Origin of the sequence: Phocaeicola sp. HCN-6420 (genome assembly GCF_037890145.1) — a bacterium.
Lineage (GTDB): Bacteria > Bacteroidota > Bacteroidia > Bacteroidales > Bacteroidaceae > Phocaeicola.
Genome location: NZ_JBBKBJ010000014.1, coordinates 45583 through 64591, shown reverse-complemented (window position 1 = coordinate 64591; position 19009 = coordinate 45583). Strand labels below are relative to the sequence as shown.

Genomic DNA, 19009 nt, shown 5'->3' with positions numbered 1-19009 from the left:
GATAGACATCGAAACTTTATTGAAAGTCCTTCAGTAAATCGAGTGCCTTATTTTCGGCAGCTTCCATAATCTCTCTTTCGCCCGGACCTTTGTCGTTGATTCCACAGAGATGAAGGATGCCATGAATAATGACACGGTGCAATTCTGTTTCGTAGGTTGCTCCAAATTGTTCTGCGTTACTTCGAACCGTATCAAGACTAATGAATAGATCGCCAGAAATACGGTTCCCTTCGCAATAGTCGAAAGTAATGATATCTGTATAGTAATCGTGTTGAAGATACTGGCGGTTTACTTCCAGAATCTTCTCGTCTGAGCAAAAGATATAGGCTATTTCGCCTACTTTTTTCCCGTAGGTTTCGGCTACAGCTTTAATCCAGGCTGTCGTCTCACGTTTTTTGATAGAGGGCATTTCCACCCCTTCTGTTTGATAAGTTATCATATCTATATCAGTTAAAGAATAAATAGCAAATGAAAATTGCAGCGATAATGCCAGCTAAGTCGGCAAGTAATCCACAGGGAACAGCATGGCGTGTACGGACAACTCCAACACTTCCGAAGTAGACGGCAAGGATGTAAAAAGTAGTATCGGTAGAACCTTGGAAAATACATGAGAGCCGTCCGACAAATGAGTCTGCTCCATAGGTATTCATGGCGTCTACCATTAGTCCACGTGCTCCGCTGCCGCTTAATGGCTTCATCAGTGCAGTTGGTAAGGCTCCTACGAAATTGCTGTCGATGCCGCATAGATTAACCAGTCTGGCTATGCCTTCTATTAGGTAATCCATACATCCTGAAGCACGAAAGACTCCAATTGCCACTAATATTGCTACCAGATAGGGAATAATACGCACAGCAGTCGTGAAGCCTTCTTTAGCTCCTTCTACAAAGGCATCGTATACATTGATTTTCTTTCGTAGACCAGCTATGATAAAGCCAATGATGACTACGAACAGAAACACATTGGCTGTGGTTGTAGAATAAACATCAATTTGCTGACGTGACAATGTGCTGAAAAAATAAATAATGCCAGCTATTATAAGGCTCGTACCACCTAAAAACAGAAGAATTGTCCGGTTTAGCAAATTAATGCGCTGGTACAAGCTTACAGCAATGATACCGGCAAGTGTTGAAAAAAATGTAGCCAATAGGATGGGTACGAATACATCGGTTGGCTGGGCGGCTCCCATCTGAGCGCGATACACCATGATGCTGATTGGAATCAGGGTGAGTCCTGAGGTATTTAATACCAAAAACATGATCATCGGATTACTTGCTGTGTCTTTTTTCGGATTTAGCTCTTGTAGCCCTTCCATAGCTTTCAGTCCTAATGGCGTTGCTGCATTATCCAGTCCCAGCATATTCGCAGCGAGGTTCATGAAGATGCTTCCTGTAACCGGATGTCCTTTAGGTATCTCTGGAAACAACTTGGTAAACAGCGGACTTAATAGACGTGAGAATAATCCAATAACACCGCCTTGTTCTCCGATACGCATAATACCCATCCAGAGCGATAGAACTCCGGTAAGTCCCAGGGAGATTTCAAAAGCTGTTTTCGAGGAATCGAACGTCGAATTGATAATAGCCGGAAAGACTTCCGTATCTCCTGAAAAGAGAAGACGTGCAGTTGCTACGATGAAAGCTGTCAGGAAAAAAGCAATCCAAATATAATTCAAGACCATGTAGAATCTGTTTGATGTATTAATATTCTTTACCGGACAAAAGTAAAGAATTAATTCAGAAAATGATAACTTTGTTCTTATGAAAAAGCTTCAGTGGAAACATATTCGTTGGACAGTACTCGTTTTGCTTTTAACAAGCGTGTGTATATTTCGGTTTGTGTCCGGTGCTGGCGAATTTTATGCTCGTTCTATTTATCCGACTATTTCCTGTTTTTTATCACGACTGGCTGCTATTGTGCCTTTTTCGCTTTGTGAAATTTTGGTAGTTGTAACAATAGTAGGATTGATGCTTTATCCGATAGTTGCCTGTCGTAGAAAGCAAAGATGGAAATCAATAGTAAGGAATGAAGTAGAAATCTTGCTTTGGATTTACGTTTGGTTTTATTGGGGATGGGGAATGAATTATTTCCGTGATACTTTTTTTAAACGGGCAGAGGTTGTTCCATGTTCTTATGAGGAAAAGCGCTTTAAGCAATTCCTTTCAGCTTATACGGATAGTTTGAATGCTGCTTTCGTCCAAGAGATATATATTTCACAGTCTGCATTGGAGCGGACGGTTAAACAGATGTATGCTGAAGTACCTGAAAAGTTTGGACTAACACAGCCAAAGGATTTTCAGCATCCAAAGTATTCTTTCTGTAACAGGTTGTATTCTGGAGTTGGAGTGTTGGGATATATGGGACCTTTTTTTGATGAGTCTCATGTAAATCATGAATTACTTCCTGTACAGCTTCCGTTTACTTATGCCCATGAGCTTGCCCATTTACTTGGCGTGAGCAGTGAAGCAGAAGCCAATTTCTGGGCATATCAGGTTTGCATTCATACTACCGACTCGAATATCCGTTACAGTGGTTATTTCGGATTGTTGCCTTATGTGATAGTCAATACCCGTAGTTTGCTTAGTGAGTCTGAGTTCACGGGTTGGCTCAGCACTATACGGCCTGAGATTATACAGCAGTTGTATGATAAGCAAGCATATTGGGATATTCGTTATAATGACTTATTAGGTAAGTTGCAAGATTTAGTTTATAATTGGTACTTGAAAAGTAATCAAATATCTTCCGGGCAGAAAAATTATGCACAAGTCATCGGAATGGTTCTTTCCTTACCTGAAAGTTGGTGGTGATGAGCTCTTGAGAATTGAAAAAATCGGGGAGGAGATCAGCCTCGATGCTTTTTCACGAGCTATGAATAACTTGTCTTTCCCTTGTTTGTTGCTTATATGGGTTTTTAATAGCCTTTTTGACTGTATTGCTTTTAATAATCTTTCTTTTTGTGCGATAATATGACTATTCTATATCTTTTTGCGTGTGAAATCTTATGCATGCTTATGCGTGAAATAGAAAAATATTTGATATTTCCCTTTTTGTTTATACTCTTTGAGTGAAACAATAAAAAATCCGCTTCAAGATAACTAAAGTTTTCCTGAAACGGATTTTTTAAGGTTTATGATAATATAAAATCTTATTGCGGATTTTGTTCCATGTTCGGGTTCGCATCTATTTCCGATTGTGGAATAGGAAGAGCAATACGTGGATCGTTAGGTTGAATGGTTTCTGCGTTCAATGTACTCAGTGTGCTTAGGTGCCATCCTCCTTTACGAACAATCGGTTGCTTGTTTCGCAGGTAATCGAAGAAGATCTGTCCTTCTCCGACCAGTTCTTTTCGACATTCTTTTAGAACCCGTTCGATTGTAAATTCGGCCGTACTGACAGATTTATCTGGGTTAGCACGACTGACAATCTGATTCAGGAAACCTCTTGCCGGTTCCAGATAACTGCCTCCCAATTTTACACCTGCTTCAGCTGCATTCAGGTAAACTTCCGACAGACGAATAATGCTGATGTTATTATCTTTCGGATCTCCACTCTTACCCGGAAACTTACTGAGGAAAACCTTACGGTTACGTGCAGCTTCTGGAAGTCCTTCATTGTTTTCAATAAGTGATAACTGTGTAATGCAATGACGTACATCGTTAGGATCTTCTTCAAGTAAATTTAAGAACTCTTCTGTAAGAATAAGATTATTCCAGTCGACTCCTTTTGCTTCATTGGCATAAACCATAGGAGCTCCTTCACCACCGGTACCGCCACCCCATTCCGAGGGCTCTGTAGTGCTTATATATAATTCGAATAATGCTTCCGACTGAAAATCTTTTCCCCATACAGTAGGATATTCATCACGAGTATAGAGTTGATATAATCCTTTACTATTGTTGATGACATCAGTTGCTGCATCGTAGGCTTCTTTATAACTTCCCATGTCGAGATATACTCTCGATAGTAAAGCCTGTGCTGCCCAATAATTAACATAACCATCAGTTCTTTCTGTGCTTAAGTAGGGACGTGCTGTCGTTATATCACTGACAACCTGAGCATAACATTCTGCTACTGTATTTCGCTTGGGCTGATGTGCTGGTTCTTCCGGCTTTAATTCAATAGGAACTCCTAAAGAAGCACCGTTGTCGTTGAGATAAGGCATACCAAACAATCGGGTCAGATTGAATAAAGCCAGTCCTCGTAAGACCAAGGCTTCCGCTTTTATGCGTTCTAATTCTTTGGTGTCACTACTTTGCACAACCCCTTGTTCTATCTTTTGAATAAGATTATTTGCTTGTCGGATGACCAGATAAGGACGATTCCATGGGAGCGTTATATTCAGGTTATCAGTAGCCAATACATTATATGTATAATAAGGAGTAACACGCTTACCTGAGGCCTTGTTTTCTCTTGCTTGTACATCCATAGCACGACAATCGCCGTAATACCAGTAATTATCTCCATAATAGCTATGCTGTGATGTTTCGCGGTAAACTCCGTTTAACGCTACTTTGGCATCCTCCAAAGTTGTAAAGGCTTGGTCTGTGGTGACAGATGTTGAGGGGTTCAGGTTCAGCCAATCTTCAGAGCAAGAAGTTCCCATCACCGAAGCCATAGTCAATAAATATATATATATTTTCTTCATATTAAATACAGTGTTAATGAATTTAGAATGTTAATTGGACTCCAAAACTGAATGTACGCATAACTGGTGCCTCACAGTAAACTTCTCCATTGACAGGAGTTTCCGGATCGTATTGTTTCCATTTTGCCCATGTCAGCAAGTTACTTCCTGAAAAATAAATACGTGCCTTGTTGATTAATGCCTTTCTTGTCCACTGGTCGGGCAATGTAAATCCAAGAGTAAGATTTTTCAGTCTTAAATGGTCCGTACTATGAATGTAGCGTGAAGAATTAGTTACACTTGCTTTTTCTCCAAAAACAAATCGGGGAACATCTGTCTGGTCACCGGGCTGCTGCCAGCGTTCTAAGGCGTATACTGGCAGATTGTATCTGGATGTATAAATAGATTCTGTACCGTTTTCAATACTTGTTCCTAACTTATCGTATGAATAGCCTCCTAATGAATAAGTAAGAGTGAAACTTAAATCCAGCCACTTATAGTTTAAAATGTTAGTCAGACCGCCTGATACTTTAGGATTAACAGATTTGTATGGAATACTTTCTGCTTCATTTGGATCGGTTGTCAGGCTACGATCGATTGTACCATCTTCATTTGTTTTGTTTTTGTAATACTCAGCTTTACCGTTCTGAGGATTAACTCCGGCAAATTCTTTCACGTAAAATGTATAATAAGGTAGTCCTACTTTATGGATGTACCAGGTTCCTTCAATCGTTTGATCGAGTTGACCGTTTAGCGAAACAATTTTATTTCTATTATGTGTAAGGTTGAATACGGTAGTCCAGTTAAAATCGTTGGAAACAAAGTTCAGTGTACGAAGTTCAAATTCAACACCTTTATTATTAAGTTGTCCTACGTTAGCCAGATAACTCGTAAAGCCGGTTGTTGCACTGATAGGAAGATTATAGAGTAGGTCTTTTGTATCACGGTTGTAATATTCCAGACTTACAAAAATACGGTTGATAAAAGCAAAATCCAGTCCGATATTCAAGTTATAATTCTTTTCCCATCCCAAGTTGGTATTAGGCTGTGATGATTCGTATGAACCAGAAGCTCCCATGTAGTTTTGTCCGTAGCTATATAATCCCATGTAGCCATAAAGAGAATTTGGCTGGTTTCCGTTGACACCATACGAAGCACGTATTTTCAGATCATTCAAAATCTTTTTTGCCGGTTTCATAAATGCTTCGTTGCTGATGTTCCACATACCCGAAACAGACCAGAAGTTACCCCATCGGTTATCGGGAGAAAGGCGTGAACTACCATCACGTCTGAAACTTCCAGCCAGATAGTAACGATCATCATAATCATAATTCAAACGTGACAGGTAAGAAATCATGCGGTAATCCTGAGTTGAGGAAATAAAACTGTTCAATACAGCTGCATTGTCGGGTTCGGTCAGAATATCTGAAGGAAGCTTTGACTTCATACCTGAAGCTTTATCTGTCTGATAACTTTCAATTTCATAAGCAGCCAGTACGTCCAAATGATGTTTATACGCAAAAGTTCGGACATAATTTAACGATGTGGATGAAATGAGTTTTCCGTATTCGATAAATCCTTTAGCTGTTTGTGCATCACTTCCGCTTTTGGGACCTGCAGAACTGAGTGGGTTATAATATCTGGAATCCTTCTGGATAGTATAGTCGTAGCTGAGTGTTTCTTTCAGTTTCAATCCTTTCAGCGGTTCTATGCTGGCATATCCGGTAGAGAACATACGTGTCATGCGTACTCGGTTATAGTCAGTTAAGATATCACGTAAAGGATTCAGGGTACTACCTTCGTATGCACCGATGTAATTACCTTCCTCGTCGCGTACTGTCATCGAAGGGTTCATGGTCATGGCTACGCAAAGGAATGGATTGATGGCAGAACCTCGTTCTTCGTTCATTTCCTGATTCATCTGCGTAAACATCATATTGGCACCTACTTCACCATATTTACCAACTTTCTGTGTCAGATTTAAACGGGCGGAATAGCGGTCAAGACTTGAATTCTTTGCTAAGCCTTCTTGTTTGTTATATCCTAACGAAGCATAATAAGTAGAACGATCGTTACCACCAGAAACAGAAGCTTCATAATCCTGCTGAGTAGCTGTACGCAATAATTCTTTACGCCAGTCGGTATAGCCCATAGAAGGTACATATGCATATTGGCCGATTTCTTGATCTGCATAAGCAGTCGGTGATTCCATATTTTGATCAATGGCATAGTTTACCAATCCTTCATATAACAGATCCCTACGTTGATCTCCGTTCAATGTTGGGCGGAAATCAACCGCAGCATTCGAGAAGCCACCAGATACATTCAGCGTTACCTGAGCTTTTCCGGCACTACCTTTTTTTGTCGTGATAAGGATGACTCCATTTGCTGCTCTTGAACCGTAAAGAGAGGCTGCTGCTGCATCCTTTATCACTGTAATGTTTTCGATATCAGAAGGATTCAGCGTACTCATAATGTTGGTTTTTGAGTTGTTCATATATGCTGCATCTGAACCTCCGGCACTAAGACTACCTGAAGTAACTGGTACTCCATCAATGACGAACAGAGGCTCTTGGGAAGCATTGAACGAACCCATTCCTCGGATACGGATATTTTGATTGGCTCCTGGTTGACCGGAACTACTGGTGATATTGACACCGGTTGTCATACCTTGGAGTTTTTGTTCTACACTCATGACCGGAATGTCCTTTAGCATATCAGCTTTTAGCGTATTGGCTGATCCGGTAAAAGATGATTTAGTAAAGTTACCATAACCAGTAACAACTACTTCATCCAGATTCATTGATTCCGGTTCCATAACAATGTTCAATACCGAATTTTTACGTGGCACATTGACCTCCATAGTCTTCATTCCGATATACGAAACAATCAATGTTTGATCTGGTTCCGCTTGCAAGGTATATTTTCCGTTTATATCGGTTATGGTACCTACACTTTCGTTACCTTTTACCGTTATGGAAACCCCTATCAAGGCTTCTTTTTCATCTGCCGAAGTTACAACTCCAGAGATAGTTCGCTTTTGTGCAAAGAGTTGTTGAGCAACTATACAAAATAAAGCAAATGTAAAAAACAGTTTTAGCTTTTCTTTCATTCTCATAATTTTTATTTTTGAAATTTTTCTAACAATAATTACACCAATTTTGTTCTTTCTTATTTATAAATGTGCAATGTTTTGATTAAAAGGTGTTTATGTATCTGTAGCTATCTTTCTGGAATAACAGAATTTGTGGATTTTTTACTCAATTTTGAGTAATGTTTCTACAGGCCTTTAGGCGGAAAATTTGTGTAAATCAGATTCCTTTTGTCATTTTATTTTTTGTATTTTGTGTTGCTTATTCTATGTTTCGATGAAAAGAGAATATAGAAATGCAAGAAGAATATGTGTCAAAAACGTTGAAAGAGAACCACTCTTCGGATAAAAAATTGTATCTTTACCCCCTGAAATTTCATACTATAACGAACAGATGGCCATTATCATTAAGAAAGTTAGTTCTAAAAAAGAATTACAGACATTTATTCGCTTCAATTACGAATTATACAAGAACAATCCTTATTCCGTACCCGACCTGTACGATGATATGTTGAATACTTTTAGTCCGAAAAAGAATGCTGCATTCGAGTTTTGTGAAGCAGATTACTTTTTAGCTTATGAGAATAATAAAGTAGTAGGACGAGTTGCAGCTATCATTAATCATCGGGCAAATGAAACTTGGAAGAAAAAAGAGGTCCGTTTTGGCTGGATTGATTTTTTTGATAAACCTGAAATCTCTGAAGCGTTGCTCAAGACTGTAGAAGAATGGGGTAAGGAACGAGGAATGGAAGCTATTGTTGGCCCGTTGGGCTTTACCGATATGGATGCCGAAGGTATGTTGATTGAAGGATTCGATCAGTTGGGTACCATGTCGACTATTTACAATTATCCTTATTATCAGCAACACATGGAACGGTTGGGCTTTGAAAAAGAGGCAGACTGGGTAGAGTTTAAGTTGACTGTACCCGATAAGATACCTGAAAAGTTCGTTCGTATCTCAGAAATTATTCTTGAAAAATATAAGCTGAAAATCAAGAAACTAAAGCGCAGTGAGATTAAGAGTCAAAATTACGGGCAGAAGATATTCGATTTGATAAATGAAGCTTATGCACCTTTGTATGGTTATTCGCAGATGACTCAGGGACAGATCAATCAGTATATTAAGATGTATCTTCCATTGATAGATTTGCGCATGGTTTCTCTTGTAGAGGATGAAGCTGGTAATTTGGTTGCCGTTGGTATTTCTATGCCTTCTCTTTCGGAAGCATTGCAAAAGGCGAAAGGAAAGATGTTGCCTTTCGGGTGGTTCCATTTGTTGAAGGCTTTGTTTATTAAAAAGCCAAAGGTACTCGATTTATTGCTTGTAGGTGTGAAGCCAGAATATCAGAGTAAAGGAGTTAATGCGCTGCTGTTTTACGATTTAGTTCCGGTTTACCAACAGATGGGCTTTAAATACGGTGAAAGTAATCCAGAACTGGAGATGAATAAAAAAGTACAGTCACAGTGGGGAGCATTTGAGGCTGTTCAGCACAAACGCCGCCGTGCTTATAAAAAGGTATTTATTACAGATAAAAAAGAAAATTAGTCTATCGTTTAAGCATTGCTTATGGAAGAAGAATACAATGAACAAATATCGAATCCCGTTTCGTATACCGAAGAGAATATTCGCCATCTGAGTGACATGGAGCATGTACGTACCCGTCCAGGTATGTATATCGGTCGTTTAGGGGATGGATCTCAAGCGGAGGATGGTATCTATGTCTTACTTAAAGAGGTAGTAGATAACTGTATCGACGAGTTTAAGATGGGAGCGGGAAAACGCATTGAGATAGAGATGGAGGATAATCTGCGTGTTTCCGTACGAGATTATGGACGTGGTATTCCCTTGGGAAGTTTGGTCGATGCTGTTTCCATGCTGAATACAGGTGGTAAATACGATACGAAAGCTTTTAAGAAAAGTGTCGGTCTGAATGGAGTGGGAGCCAAGGCGGTTAATGCGTTGAGCTCTCGTTTCATTGCGCGAAGTGTGCGTGACGGCCAGATGCGTGAGGCTGTCTTCGCAAAAGGTGAACTGATAAGCGATACCACTCAGGCTACAGATGAAGAGAATGGTACATATATTTTCTTTGAACCTGATAATACACTATTTTTGAACTATCATTTCCGACCGGAATATATCGAAACCATGTTACGTAACTATACGTATTTAAATACCGGGTTATCGATTTATTATAATGGTCATCGTATTGTCAGTCGTAATGGTTTGGAAGATCTATTGAACGACAATATGACATCTCAGGGGTTGTATCCTATTATTCATTTAAAAGGAGAGGATATAGAGATAGCCTTTACGCATAGTCCCCAGTATGGAGAGGAGTACTATTCGTTTGTTAACGGGCAGCATACAACTCAGGGCGGTACTCATCAAAGTGCTTTTAAAGAGCATATTGCACGTACCATCAAGGAATTCTATGGCAAAAATATGGAGTTTCAGGATATCCGAAATGGATTGGTAGCAGCTATTGCTATCAATGTGATAGAACCTACATTCGAAAGTCAGACAAAGATCAAACTTGGTTCGTTAACAATGGCTCCGGAAAAGGATTCCGATGGAAATCCCTATCCATTGTCGGGTATCAGTGTCAATAAGTTTATCGGCGATTTTGTAAAGGAAAATGTAGACAATTACTTGCATAAGCATCCTGATGTAGCTGATATCATGCTTCAGAAGATTCAGGAATCAGAAAAGGAACGTAAGGCTATTGCGGGTGTTACTAAAATAGCTCGTGAACGTGCGAAGAAAGCTAATTTGCATAACCGGAAATTACGTGATTGCCGTATTCATTTGAATGATTTGAAAGGAACAAAAAAGGACGAAGAAAATGATCCACGCCTGGAGAGTTCTATCTTTATAACTGAGGGAGATTCGGCAAGTGGTTCCATTACCAAAAGTCGCGATGTAAATACACAAGCTGTATTCAGCTTGCGGGGTAAGCCTTTGAATTCGTTTGGATTGACTAAAAAAGTAGTATACGAAAACGAAGAGTTTAATCTGTTGCAGGCTGCATTAAATATAGAGGACGGACTGGACGGATTACGATATAATAAGGTTATTGTGGCTACTGATGCTGATGTGGACGGTATGCATATTCGTCTGCTGATGATAACTTTCTTCTTGCAATTCTTCCCAGACTTAATAAAGAAAGGGCATGTCTATATTCTTCAGACACCACTTTTCCGTGTTCGTAACCGTAAAAAAGGTGTATACGAAACAATTTATTGTTATACCGATGAGGAAAGAATTGCTGCAATCGAGAAGCTGGCTCCCAATCCGGAAATAACTCGGTTTAAGGGTTTAGGAGAAATATCGCCTGATGAATTTCGTAATTTTATAGGAAAAGATATGCGTCTGGAACAAGTTTCTTTGCGTAAGACAGATGCGGTAAAAGAATTGCTGGAGTTCTATATGGGTAAAAATACCATGGAGCGTCAGAATTTCATTATTAATAATTTGGTAATAGAAGAGGATTTGTTGAGTTAGAACAAATGCTTTTCTCTATTTATGATTTGATAATTAAAATGAAAAGAGCAATATTTCCCGGGACGTTCGATCCCTTTACTATTGGACACTTTTCTGTGGTAAAGCGTGCCCTGACTTTTATGGATGAAATTATCATTGGCATTGGCATTAATGACAATAAAAAGACTTGGTTCCCAACTGAAAAACGTGTCGAGATGATCAAGAAGCTGTATAGTAATGAACCTCGTATTCGAGTGGAAGCATACGATAGCTTGACTGTTGACTTTGCACAAAAGAAAGAGGCAAAGTTTATTATCAGAGGTATACGTACAGTACACGATTTTGAATATGAAGAAACTATAGCCGATATCAATCGGAAGCTTGCTGGAATCGAAACGATTTTGCTTTTTACGGAACCGGAACTGACAGCTATCAGTTCTACTATAGTACGTGAATTATTGCAATATGGTAAAGATGTGACGCCGTTCCTTCCAGAAGGATTAAATATTAATTTATGATGAATACGAGCCTTATGAAAAAAAGATTTTGCTCAATATTATGTGTTTTGATAGCTGCTACTGCTGTTGTTGCGCAAAATAAGATACTCAATTCTCCGTCGCGTAAATTACAGCTGGCCGAATTTGCTATATCAAACTTGTATGTCAATAAGGTAGATGAAAATAAGTTGGTCGAGACGGCTATTATAAGTATGCTGGAGCAGTTGGATCCTCATTCTACTTATTCCGATCCGGAAGAAGTGAAAGAGTTGAATGAACCGTTGCAGGGTAATTTTGATGGCATCGGAATTCAGTTTAATATGGCCACTGATACATTATTTGTTATCCAACCTGTATCAGGAGGGCCTTCTGAAAAGGTAGGTATATTGGCAGGCGACCGTATTATAGAAGTAAACGATACTATTATTGCCGGTGTAAAAATGAGTACAGAGGATGTAATGCGTCGCTTACGAGGGAAACGTGGTACGGAAGTAACAGTAAAAGTTATGCGTCGTGGGGTAAAGGAATTACTTCCTTTCACTATTAAGCGTGATAAGATTCCTGTATATAGTCTTGATGCTTCTTACATGGTTGACCGGAAAATTGGTTATATCCGTGTGAATCGTTTTGCTGCTACTACTGGAAAGGAGTTTGCAGACGCACTTCATCGTTTGCAGAAAGAAGGAATGCGTGATCTTATTCTCGATTTGCAAGGAAACGGTGGTGGTTACCTGAATGCTGCTATCGAACTGGCAAATCAGTTCTTGGGTAAGAAAGAATTAATCGTTTATACAGAAGGACGTCGTAATCCTCGTGCTGAATTTGAGGCTGAAGGAAATGGTGACTTTTTAGATGGCCGTTTGGTGGTGCTGGTAGATGAGTTTTCTGCATCGGCAAGTGAGATTGTTACAGGTGCTTTGCAGGATTGGGACCGTGCAATCGTTGTTGGTCGTCGTAGTTTCGGTAAGGGATTGGTTCAGCGTCCGGTTGACTTACCTGACGGTTCTATGATTCGTTTGACTGTTGCTCGTTATTATACGCCTTCCGGTCGTTGTATTCAGAAACCTTACGAGAGTATTGAACAGTACAATAAAGATTTGATAGATCGCTACAATCGTGGGGAAATGTTGAGTGCAGACAGTATCCATTTTCCGGATTCTTTGAAATACAAGACATTGAAGCTGGGACGTACTGTTTATGGTGGAGGAGGTATTATGCCCGATTATTTTGTGCCTGTAGATACGACCATGTATACTGATTATTATCTTGCCTTGCGCGATAAGGGAGCTATTGTACAGATGAATCTGAAATTGGTAGATACGCATCGCGAAGAATGGTTGAAAGAATATAAAGATTTTCGTCATTTTGATAAAGGCTTTGAGGTGACTCCTGAAATGTTGGAGGAGTTGAAAACGTTGGGTGAACAACTTGGAGCAAAATATGATGAGAAGCAGTATCAGACAGCTCTTCCGTTGATAAAGGCTCAGATGAAAGCATTAATTGCCCGGGATTTGTGGGACATGAGTGAGTACTTTCAGATCATGAACCGGATGAATAATAGCGTGCTCAAGGCTGTTGAATTATTAGAAAAGCCGGGAATGAATTTTCCTGAGCGGAAATAGAATAATACCTTTACGGTACTGATGATATAAGAAAGCCGTTTCAGTTGTCCATTAGGAGGGTGCTGAAGCGGTTTTTATCGTTTGTACTTACCAGAATGTTTGTGCGTGCAAGTTAAAAATTGCATTTACAGAATGCAGATTTTAGCCTTGGGGCTCGTTCCTTATTTTTGTCCTTGTCCTTTAATGGAAGTCGTATGGCTGTAAAAGAATAAGAAAAATCCCTTCTTAGAACTGTTTCCTGTGAATATATTAAAGAATTATTTCCGTAATCCTTGTATTATCTATGGAAAACTCCTAATTTTGTATCGTATTTTAGTATATGTGGACAGAATTTTTAGTTCTAACAATTAAATAATTTAAATTCAATCATTTATGTGGTTAAGTAATTCATCTATTGGAAGGAAAGTGGTGATGAGTGTAACTGGTATCGCCCTTGTCCTGTTTCTGACATTTCACATGGCGATGAACTGTGTTGCTTTGTTCTCGGGCGAAGCTTACAACATGGTTTGTGAGTTCCTGGGTGCTAACTGGTATGCACTGGTTGCAACTGTGGGATTGGCTGCCTTGTTTGTAATTCACATTATCTACGCTTTCTGGTTGACAATGCAGAACCGTGCAGCTCGCGGTAGCGAACGTTATGCTGTAAGTGCTCGCCCGAAAAATGTGGAATGGGCTTCTCAGAACATGCTGGTACTTGGTATCATCGTAATCTTGGGTCTGGCTCTTCACTTTATGAACTTCTGGTACAAAATGCAGTTCGCTGAAATTATCGGCAACCCTATGATGGGTGGTCTTCATGCAGCCGACGGTTATGGCTATATCATGCAGACTTTCTCTAATCCATTGTTCTTCGTGTTGTATATTATTTGGCTGATTGCTTTGTGGTTCCACTTGACTCACGGTTTCTGGAGCGCAATGCAGACTTTGGGTTGGAACAACATGATTTGGATTAACCGCTGGAAATGCATCTCTAACATCTATTCTACCATCATCGTTCTTGGTTTCATGCTGGTAGCTATTGTATTCTTCCTGAAGAACATGATGGGTTGCGGTGCTTGCTAATTTAAGTGTAACTGATTTAAACTGAAAAAACATTATGACTAAAATAATTGATTCTAAAATTCCTGAAGGCCCGATAGCTGAGAAATGGACTAATTATAAGGCTCACCAGAAATTGGTAAACCCGGCTAACAAACGTCGTTTGGATATCATTGTGGTAGGTACAGGTTTGGCTGGAGCATCAGCTGCAGCTTCTCTTGGTGAAATGGGATTCCGCGTATTCAATTTCTGTATTCAGGATTCTCCACGTCGTGCACACTCTATTGCTGCACAGGGTGGTATCAATGCTGCAAAAAATTATCAGAACGATGGTGACTCAATCTATCGTTTGTTCTATGATACTGTAAAGGGCGGTGACTACCGTGCTCGTGAAGCAAACGTTTATCGTTTGGCTGAAGTTTCAAACAATATTATCGACCAGTGTGTTGCTCAGGGTGTTCCTTTTGCTCGTGAATACGGAGGTACATTGGCTAACCGTTCTTTCGGTGGTGCTCAGGTTTCTCGTACATTCTATGCTAAAGGTCAGACTGGTCAGCAGTTGCTGTTGGGTGCATACTCTGCATTGAGCCGTCAGGTAGGTGCAGGTACAGTAAAACTGTACACTCGTTACGAAATGGAAGATATCGTAATCGTTGACGGTCGTGCACGTGGTATCATTGCTAAGAATCTGGTTACTGGTAAATTGGAACGCTTCGCAGCTCATGCTGTAGTTATTGCTACTGGTGGTTACGGTAACACTTACTTCTTGTCTACTAACGCAATGGCTTGTAACTGTACTGCTGCAATGTCTTGCTACCGTAAGGGAGCTTGGTTTGCTAATCCTGCTTATGTACAGATTCACCCGACTTGTATTCCGGTACACGGTGACAAGCAGTCTAAGTTGACTTTGATGTCTGAATCTTTGCGTAATGATGGTCGTATCTGGGTTCCGAAGAAATTGGAAGATGCGAAAGCTTTGCAGGCTGGTACTAAGAAGGGTAGTGATATCCCTGAAGAAGACCGTGATTACTACTTGGAACGTCGTTATCCGGCATTCGGTAACTTGGTTCCGCGTGACGTTGCTTCACGTGCTGCTAAGGAACGTTGCGACCACGGCTATGGTGTAAACAACACTGGTCTGGCTGTATTCCTTGACTTCTCTGAATGTATCGAACGTCTGGGTATCGATGTTGTTCGTCAGCGTTATGGTAACTTGTTCGATATGTACGAAGAAATCACCGATGTAAATCCGGGTGAACTTGCTAAAGAAATCAACGGAGTGAAATATTATAATCCGATGATGATCTATCCGGCTATCCACTATACAATGGGTGGTATCTGGGTTGACTACGAACTTCAGACTTCTATCAAGGGTCTGTTCGCTATCGGTGAATGTAACTTCTCTGACCACGGTGCTAACCGTTTGGGTGCTTCTGCTTTGATGCAGGGATTGGCTGACGGTTACTTCGTATTGCCTTACACTATCCAGAACTATTTGGCAGACCAGATTACTGTTCCTCGCTTCTCTACCGATTTGCCGGAATTTGCTGAAGCAGAAAAGGCTGTTCAGGCTAAGATTGATCACCTGATGAACATCAAGGGTAAGAAGTCTGTAGACTCTATTCACAAGGAATTAGGTCGTATAATGTGGGAATACGTCGGAATGGGACGTACTGCTGAAGGCTTGAAGACAGGTTTGGCTAAACTGAAAGAAGTACGTAAAGAGTTCGAAACAGAATTGTTTATCCCTGGTTCTAAGGAAGGCATGAATGTCGAATTGGATAAGGCTATCCGTCTGAACGACTTCATTACAATGGGTGAGCTGATTGCATACGATGCATTGAACCGTAACGAATCTTGCGGTGGTCACTTCCGTGAAGAATATCAGACTGAAGAAGGCGAAGCTAAACGTGATGATGAAAACTTCTTCTACGTTGCTTGCTGGGAATATCAGGGAAGCGATGACAAGGCTCCGGTATTGTACAAAGAACCACTGGTATACGAAGCAATTAAGGTTCAGACTCGTAACTATAAGAGCTAATCAGTGAAGTTAAACAATTAAAGAATCTAAGTAAAATGGATAAAAATATATCATTTACGCTGAAAGTTTGGCGTCAGAACGGACCTAAAGAAAAAGGTCATTTCGATACATTCCAGATGAAAGATATCCCGGGCGATACTTCATTCCTGGAAATGTTGGATATCTTGAACGAACAGTTGATTGAAGAAGGCAAAGAACCGATCGTATTCGACCATGACTGTCGTGAAGGTATCTGCGGTATGTGTTCTTTGTATATCAATGGACATCCTCACGGACCTGCAAAAGGTGCTACAACTTGCCAGATTTATATGCGTCGTTTCAAAGATGGCGATGTAATTACTGTTGAACCATGGCGTTCTGCCGGTTTCCCGGTTATCAAGGACTTGATGGTAGACCGTTCTGCTTACGATAAGATTATGCAGGCTGGTGGTTTTATCAGCGTACGTACTGGTGCTCCTCAGGATGCAAACGCTATCCTGATCCCGAAACCGGTTGCTGACGAAGCTATGGATGCTGCAACTTGTATCGGCTGTGGTGCTTGTGTAGCAGCTTGTAAGAATGGTTCAGCTATGCTGTTCGTTTCAGCTAAGGTTAGCCAGTTGAACTTGTTGCCTCAAGGTAAACCAGAAGCTTTGCGCCGTGCAAAAGCTATGTTGTCTAAGATGGATGAACTGGGCTTCGGTAACTGTACTAACACACGTGCTTGTGAAGCTGAATGTCCGAAGTGCGTTTCTATCAGCAATATTGCTCGTTTGAACCGCGACTTTATCAAGGCTAAACTGAAAGATTAATGCTTTGCTGTAAAGCTTTTATTTGATAAAAAATCCCTGTCGAAGTAAAATTCGGCAGGGATTTTTTCTTTTTTATAATAAACAAACTGTTAGAATGTGTGCGCAAACGCTTTTAAATGTAAAATAGTTTTAAACATTTTGTAATAGTGTTTCCTGCTCTTGCGTGATATGTTGCAAATTGGTACATTTGCACTGTGATTTTTTTCATAGTATTAGATTTAAGGTTAACAAGGTTGGGAGAAAGCGTTCTCCCATTTTTTTTGTCCTTTGGTAAACCTTGTCCCGAAGGTTGTAAGTCGGATATTATATCAGCTTGTATACTCCTCCGGCAAGTGTACGGATAATGCCTTTCATTTCCAGTTCAAACAAGATGCTTGTCATACGGTTGATGGCAATATTGCTCTCTACGACGAGCGAATTAATTTGAATTCCGTCGGGATGCTTTTGGAGCAAAGCCACTATTTTCTCTTCGTTTTCGTCCAGTTCAGGGAATAACTGACGTTGTATGACAGCAGGAGCTTGTGCTTCGCTGTCCCAGTTCATAGCCTTTACCAGTTCCTCTGCACTTTGAAGCAGTATGGCACGGTTGGAACGTATCAATTCGTTGCATCCCGCCGAATATGTATCATGAATGCGGCCCGGAAAAGCGAAACAGTCACGATGATAACTTTCTGCAATTTCCGCCGTAATCAGCGAGCCTCCTTTGTTTGCCGATTCAACCACAATTGTTGCATCGCTAATGCCCGCCACGATACGGTTTCGTTTGATGAAATTCTGCCGGTCAGGATTAGTCCCGCTCATAAATTCGGTCAGCAACCCTCCACATTGCGTCATCTCGGCAGCCGTACGTCGGTGTACCGACGGATAAATTCTGTCCAGCCCATGAGCCAGAACACCTATCGTTTCCATCTGATGCTGCAGGGCGGCGCGATGAGCATGGATGTCGATACCATAAGCCAGTCCGCTTACGATTAATACATCGGGCAACAATTCTTTCAGCTCACCGATAAACCGTAAACATATATCCTTGCCGTAATCGGTCGCATTGCGGGTTCCCACCATGCTGATGATATGCCGCTGGTTCAAATCACTGGTTCCCCGATAGAACAGAACCAGTGGAGCATCGTCGCATTCACGAAGGCGGGAAGGATAGGCCTCGTCGTCGCTGGTAAGGCAGGCTATGTGGTTCTTCTCTGCGAACAAGAGTTCTGCTTCGCAACGGCGCAGTACTTCCGGCGCATCGAAGGCATGGATTATCTTAGGAGAAATCCCCGGAACAATATCTTCCAGTTCTTTGGCATGGTCGAAAAGCAAGGCAGCCTGTCTGTTTACAGCCTGTAACAAGTTATGAGCACCCACGATTCCTATTCCCGGAAGCTGAGTCAGTGCCAGACGGCAGAGTAATTCACGGTCTTTCATTCGGCAAGATAAGGAGCAAAGGTCGTATCAAAAAGTTCGCTGCTGCCCAGTCGCCCGTTGATGACACACACCGTTTCCACTGTCGATTTAATGACAACCTTCATGTCGGGCAGCCGGAATATATCCTGATAGAAGACATATTTTATTCCTTCTTTCTTGAGATATAATTTCGAAACAAACTCGTCACCGCTTTTCAGAGGCGTTTTAAACGCCATTGTCAGGCGTGCTACGACCGGATCTATCCCTTCCTCGTGCAACCGGGCGAAACTGATGCCTGTCGAAGTAAGGAACTCATGTCGGGTATGTTCGATATAATGCTGGTAATTCGCATTGTTTACGATACCTTGCAGGTCGCATTCATAGTCGCGCACCTTCATTTTCAGTTCATAAATATATTTATCCATGGG

At 40.8% G+C, this 19009-nt stretch carries 14 protein-coding genes; 8 read left to right on the top strand and 6 right to left on the bottom strand.

The window, feature by feature from the left end; translation table 11 throughout:
* Window positions 1-16 precede the first annotated feature (16 nt).
* Both ybeY and WKT12_RS09845 read right to left on the bottom strand, forming a co-directional pair.
* A complete protein-coding gene (ybeY, locus tag WKT12_RS09850) occupies window positions 17-439 on the bottom strand; it encodes an rRNA maturation RNase YbeY (RefSeq protein ID WP_021970244.1) in 423 nt (140 codons plus the stop codon).
* Between the two features lie 7 nt (window positions 440-446).
* On the bottom strand, window positions 447-1679 hold the full coding sequence (locus WKT12_RS09845) for a nucleoside recognition domain-containing protein (protein ID WP_021970243.1): 1233 nt from the start codon (window positions 1677-1679) through the stop codon (window positions 447-449).
* 79 nt (window positions 1680-1758) lie between these two features.
* On the opposite strand from WKT12_RS09845, the gene WKT12_RS09840 reads away from it, so the two are divergent.
* Complete coding sequence (locus tag WKT12_RS09840; protein ID WP_340319588.1) at window positions 1759-2805, top strand: DUF3810 domain-containing protein; 1047 nt, start codon at window positions 1759-1761, stop codon at window positions 2803-2805.
* A gap of 338 nt (window positions 2806-3143) precedes the next feature.
* Here the strand turns inward: WKT12_RS09840 and WKT12_RS09835 are convergent, their stop codons facing one another.
* Together WKT12_RS09835 and WKT12_RS09830 are read right to left on the bottom strand one after the other, a co-directional pair.
* Window positions 3144-4643 carry a RagB/SusD family nutrient uptake outer membrane protein gene (locus WKT12_RS09835; RefSeq protein ID WP_021970240.1) on the bottom strand — a complete coding sequence of 500 codons (1500 nt, stop codon included), beginning with the start codon at window positions 4641-4643 and terminating at the stop codon, window positions 3144-3146.
* A 22-nt stretch (window positions 4644-4665) separates the two neighbouring features.
* Complete coding sequence (locus WKT12_RS09830) at window positions 4666-7740, bottom strand: SusC/RagA family TonB-linked outer membrane protein (RefSeq protein WP_445323133.1); 3075 nt, start codon at window positions 7738-7740, stop codon at window positions 4666-4668.
* 367 nt (window positions 7741-8107) lie between these two features.
* Here WKT12_RS09830 and WKT12_RS09825 point away from each other — a divergent pair, with 367 nt between their 5' ends.
* The 7 genes from WKT12_RS09825 to WKT12_RS09795 all read left to right on the top strand — a co-directional run bounded on the left by WKT12_RS09825 (window position 8108) and on the right by WKT12_RS09795 (window position 17183).
* Window positions 8108-9259, top strand: coding sequence for an N-acetyltransferase (locus WKT12_RS09825; protein WP_340319587.1), 1152 nt, complete (start codon window positions 8108-8110; stop codon window positions 9257-9259).
* A gap of 21 nt (window positions 9260-9280) precedes the next feature.
* Window positions 9281-11215, top strand: a complete 1935-nt coding sequence (locus tag WKT12_RS09820; protein WP_021970237.1) for a DNA topoisomerase IV subunit B — start codon at window positions 9281-9283, stop codon at window positions 11213-11215.
* A gap of 38 nt (window positions 11216-11253) precedes the next feature.
* Entirely contained in the window at window positions 11254-11712 is a 459-nt protein-coding gene (coaD, locus tag WKT12_RS09815; protein ID WP_340319586.1) for a pantetheine-phosphate adenylyltransferase, read from the top strand.
* Window positions 11713-11726: 14 nt separating this feature from the next.
* Window positions 11727-13313, top strand: coding sequence for a S41 family peptidase (locus tag WKT12_RS09810; protein ID WP_340319585.1), 1587 nt, complete (start codon window positions 11727-11729; stop codon window positions 13311-13313).
* Window positions 13314-13685: 372 nt separating this feature from the next.
* Window positions 13686-14375: a succinate dehydrogenase/fumarate reductase cytochrome b subunit gene (locus WKT12_RS09805; RefSeq protein WP_340319584.1), complete on the top strand. Its 690-nt coding sequence runs from the start codon at window positions 13686-13688 to the stop codon at window positions 14373-14375.
* A gap of 34 nt (window positions 14376-14409) precedes the next feature.
* Window positions 14410-16392 (top strand): fumarate reductase/succinate dehydrogenase flavoprotein subunit, encoded by a 1983-nt coding sequence (locus WKT12_RS09800; RefSeq protein WP_340319583.1) that lies wholly within the window; start codon window positions 14410-14412, stop codon window positions 16390-16392.
* A gap of 35 nt (window positions 16393-16427) precedes the next feature.
* Window positions 16428-17183 carry a succinate dehydrogenase/fumarate reductase iron-sulfur subunit gene (locus WKT12_RS09795; RefSeq protein WP_022232475.1) on the top strand — a complete coding sequence of 252 codons (756 nt, stop codon included), beginning with the start codon at window positions 16428-16430 and terminating at the stop codon, window positions 17181-17183.
* 303 nt (window positions 17184-17486) lie between these two features.
* On the opposite strand, the gene dprA is transcribed toward WKT12_RS09795, so the two are convergent.
* Entirely contained in the window at window positions 17487-18602 is a 1116-nt protein-coding gene (dprA, locus tag WKT12_RS09790) for a DNA-processing protein DprA (RefSeq protein ID WP_340319582.1), read from the bottom strand.
* On the bottom strand, window positions 18599-19006 hold the full coding sequence (locus tag WKT12_RS09785) for an acyl-CoA thioesterase (RefSeq protein WP_340319581.1): 408 nt from the start codon (window positions 19004-19006) through the stop codon (window positions 18599-18601). The genes dprA and WKT12_RS09785 overlap by 4 nt, the downstream gene beginning before the upstream one ends.
* Between the last annotated feature and the right edge of the window lie 3 nt (window positions 19007-19009).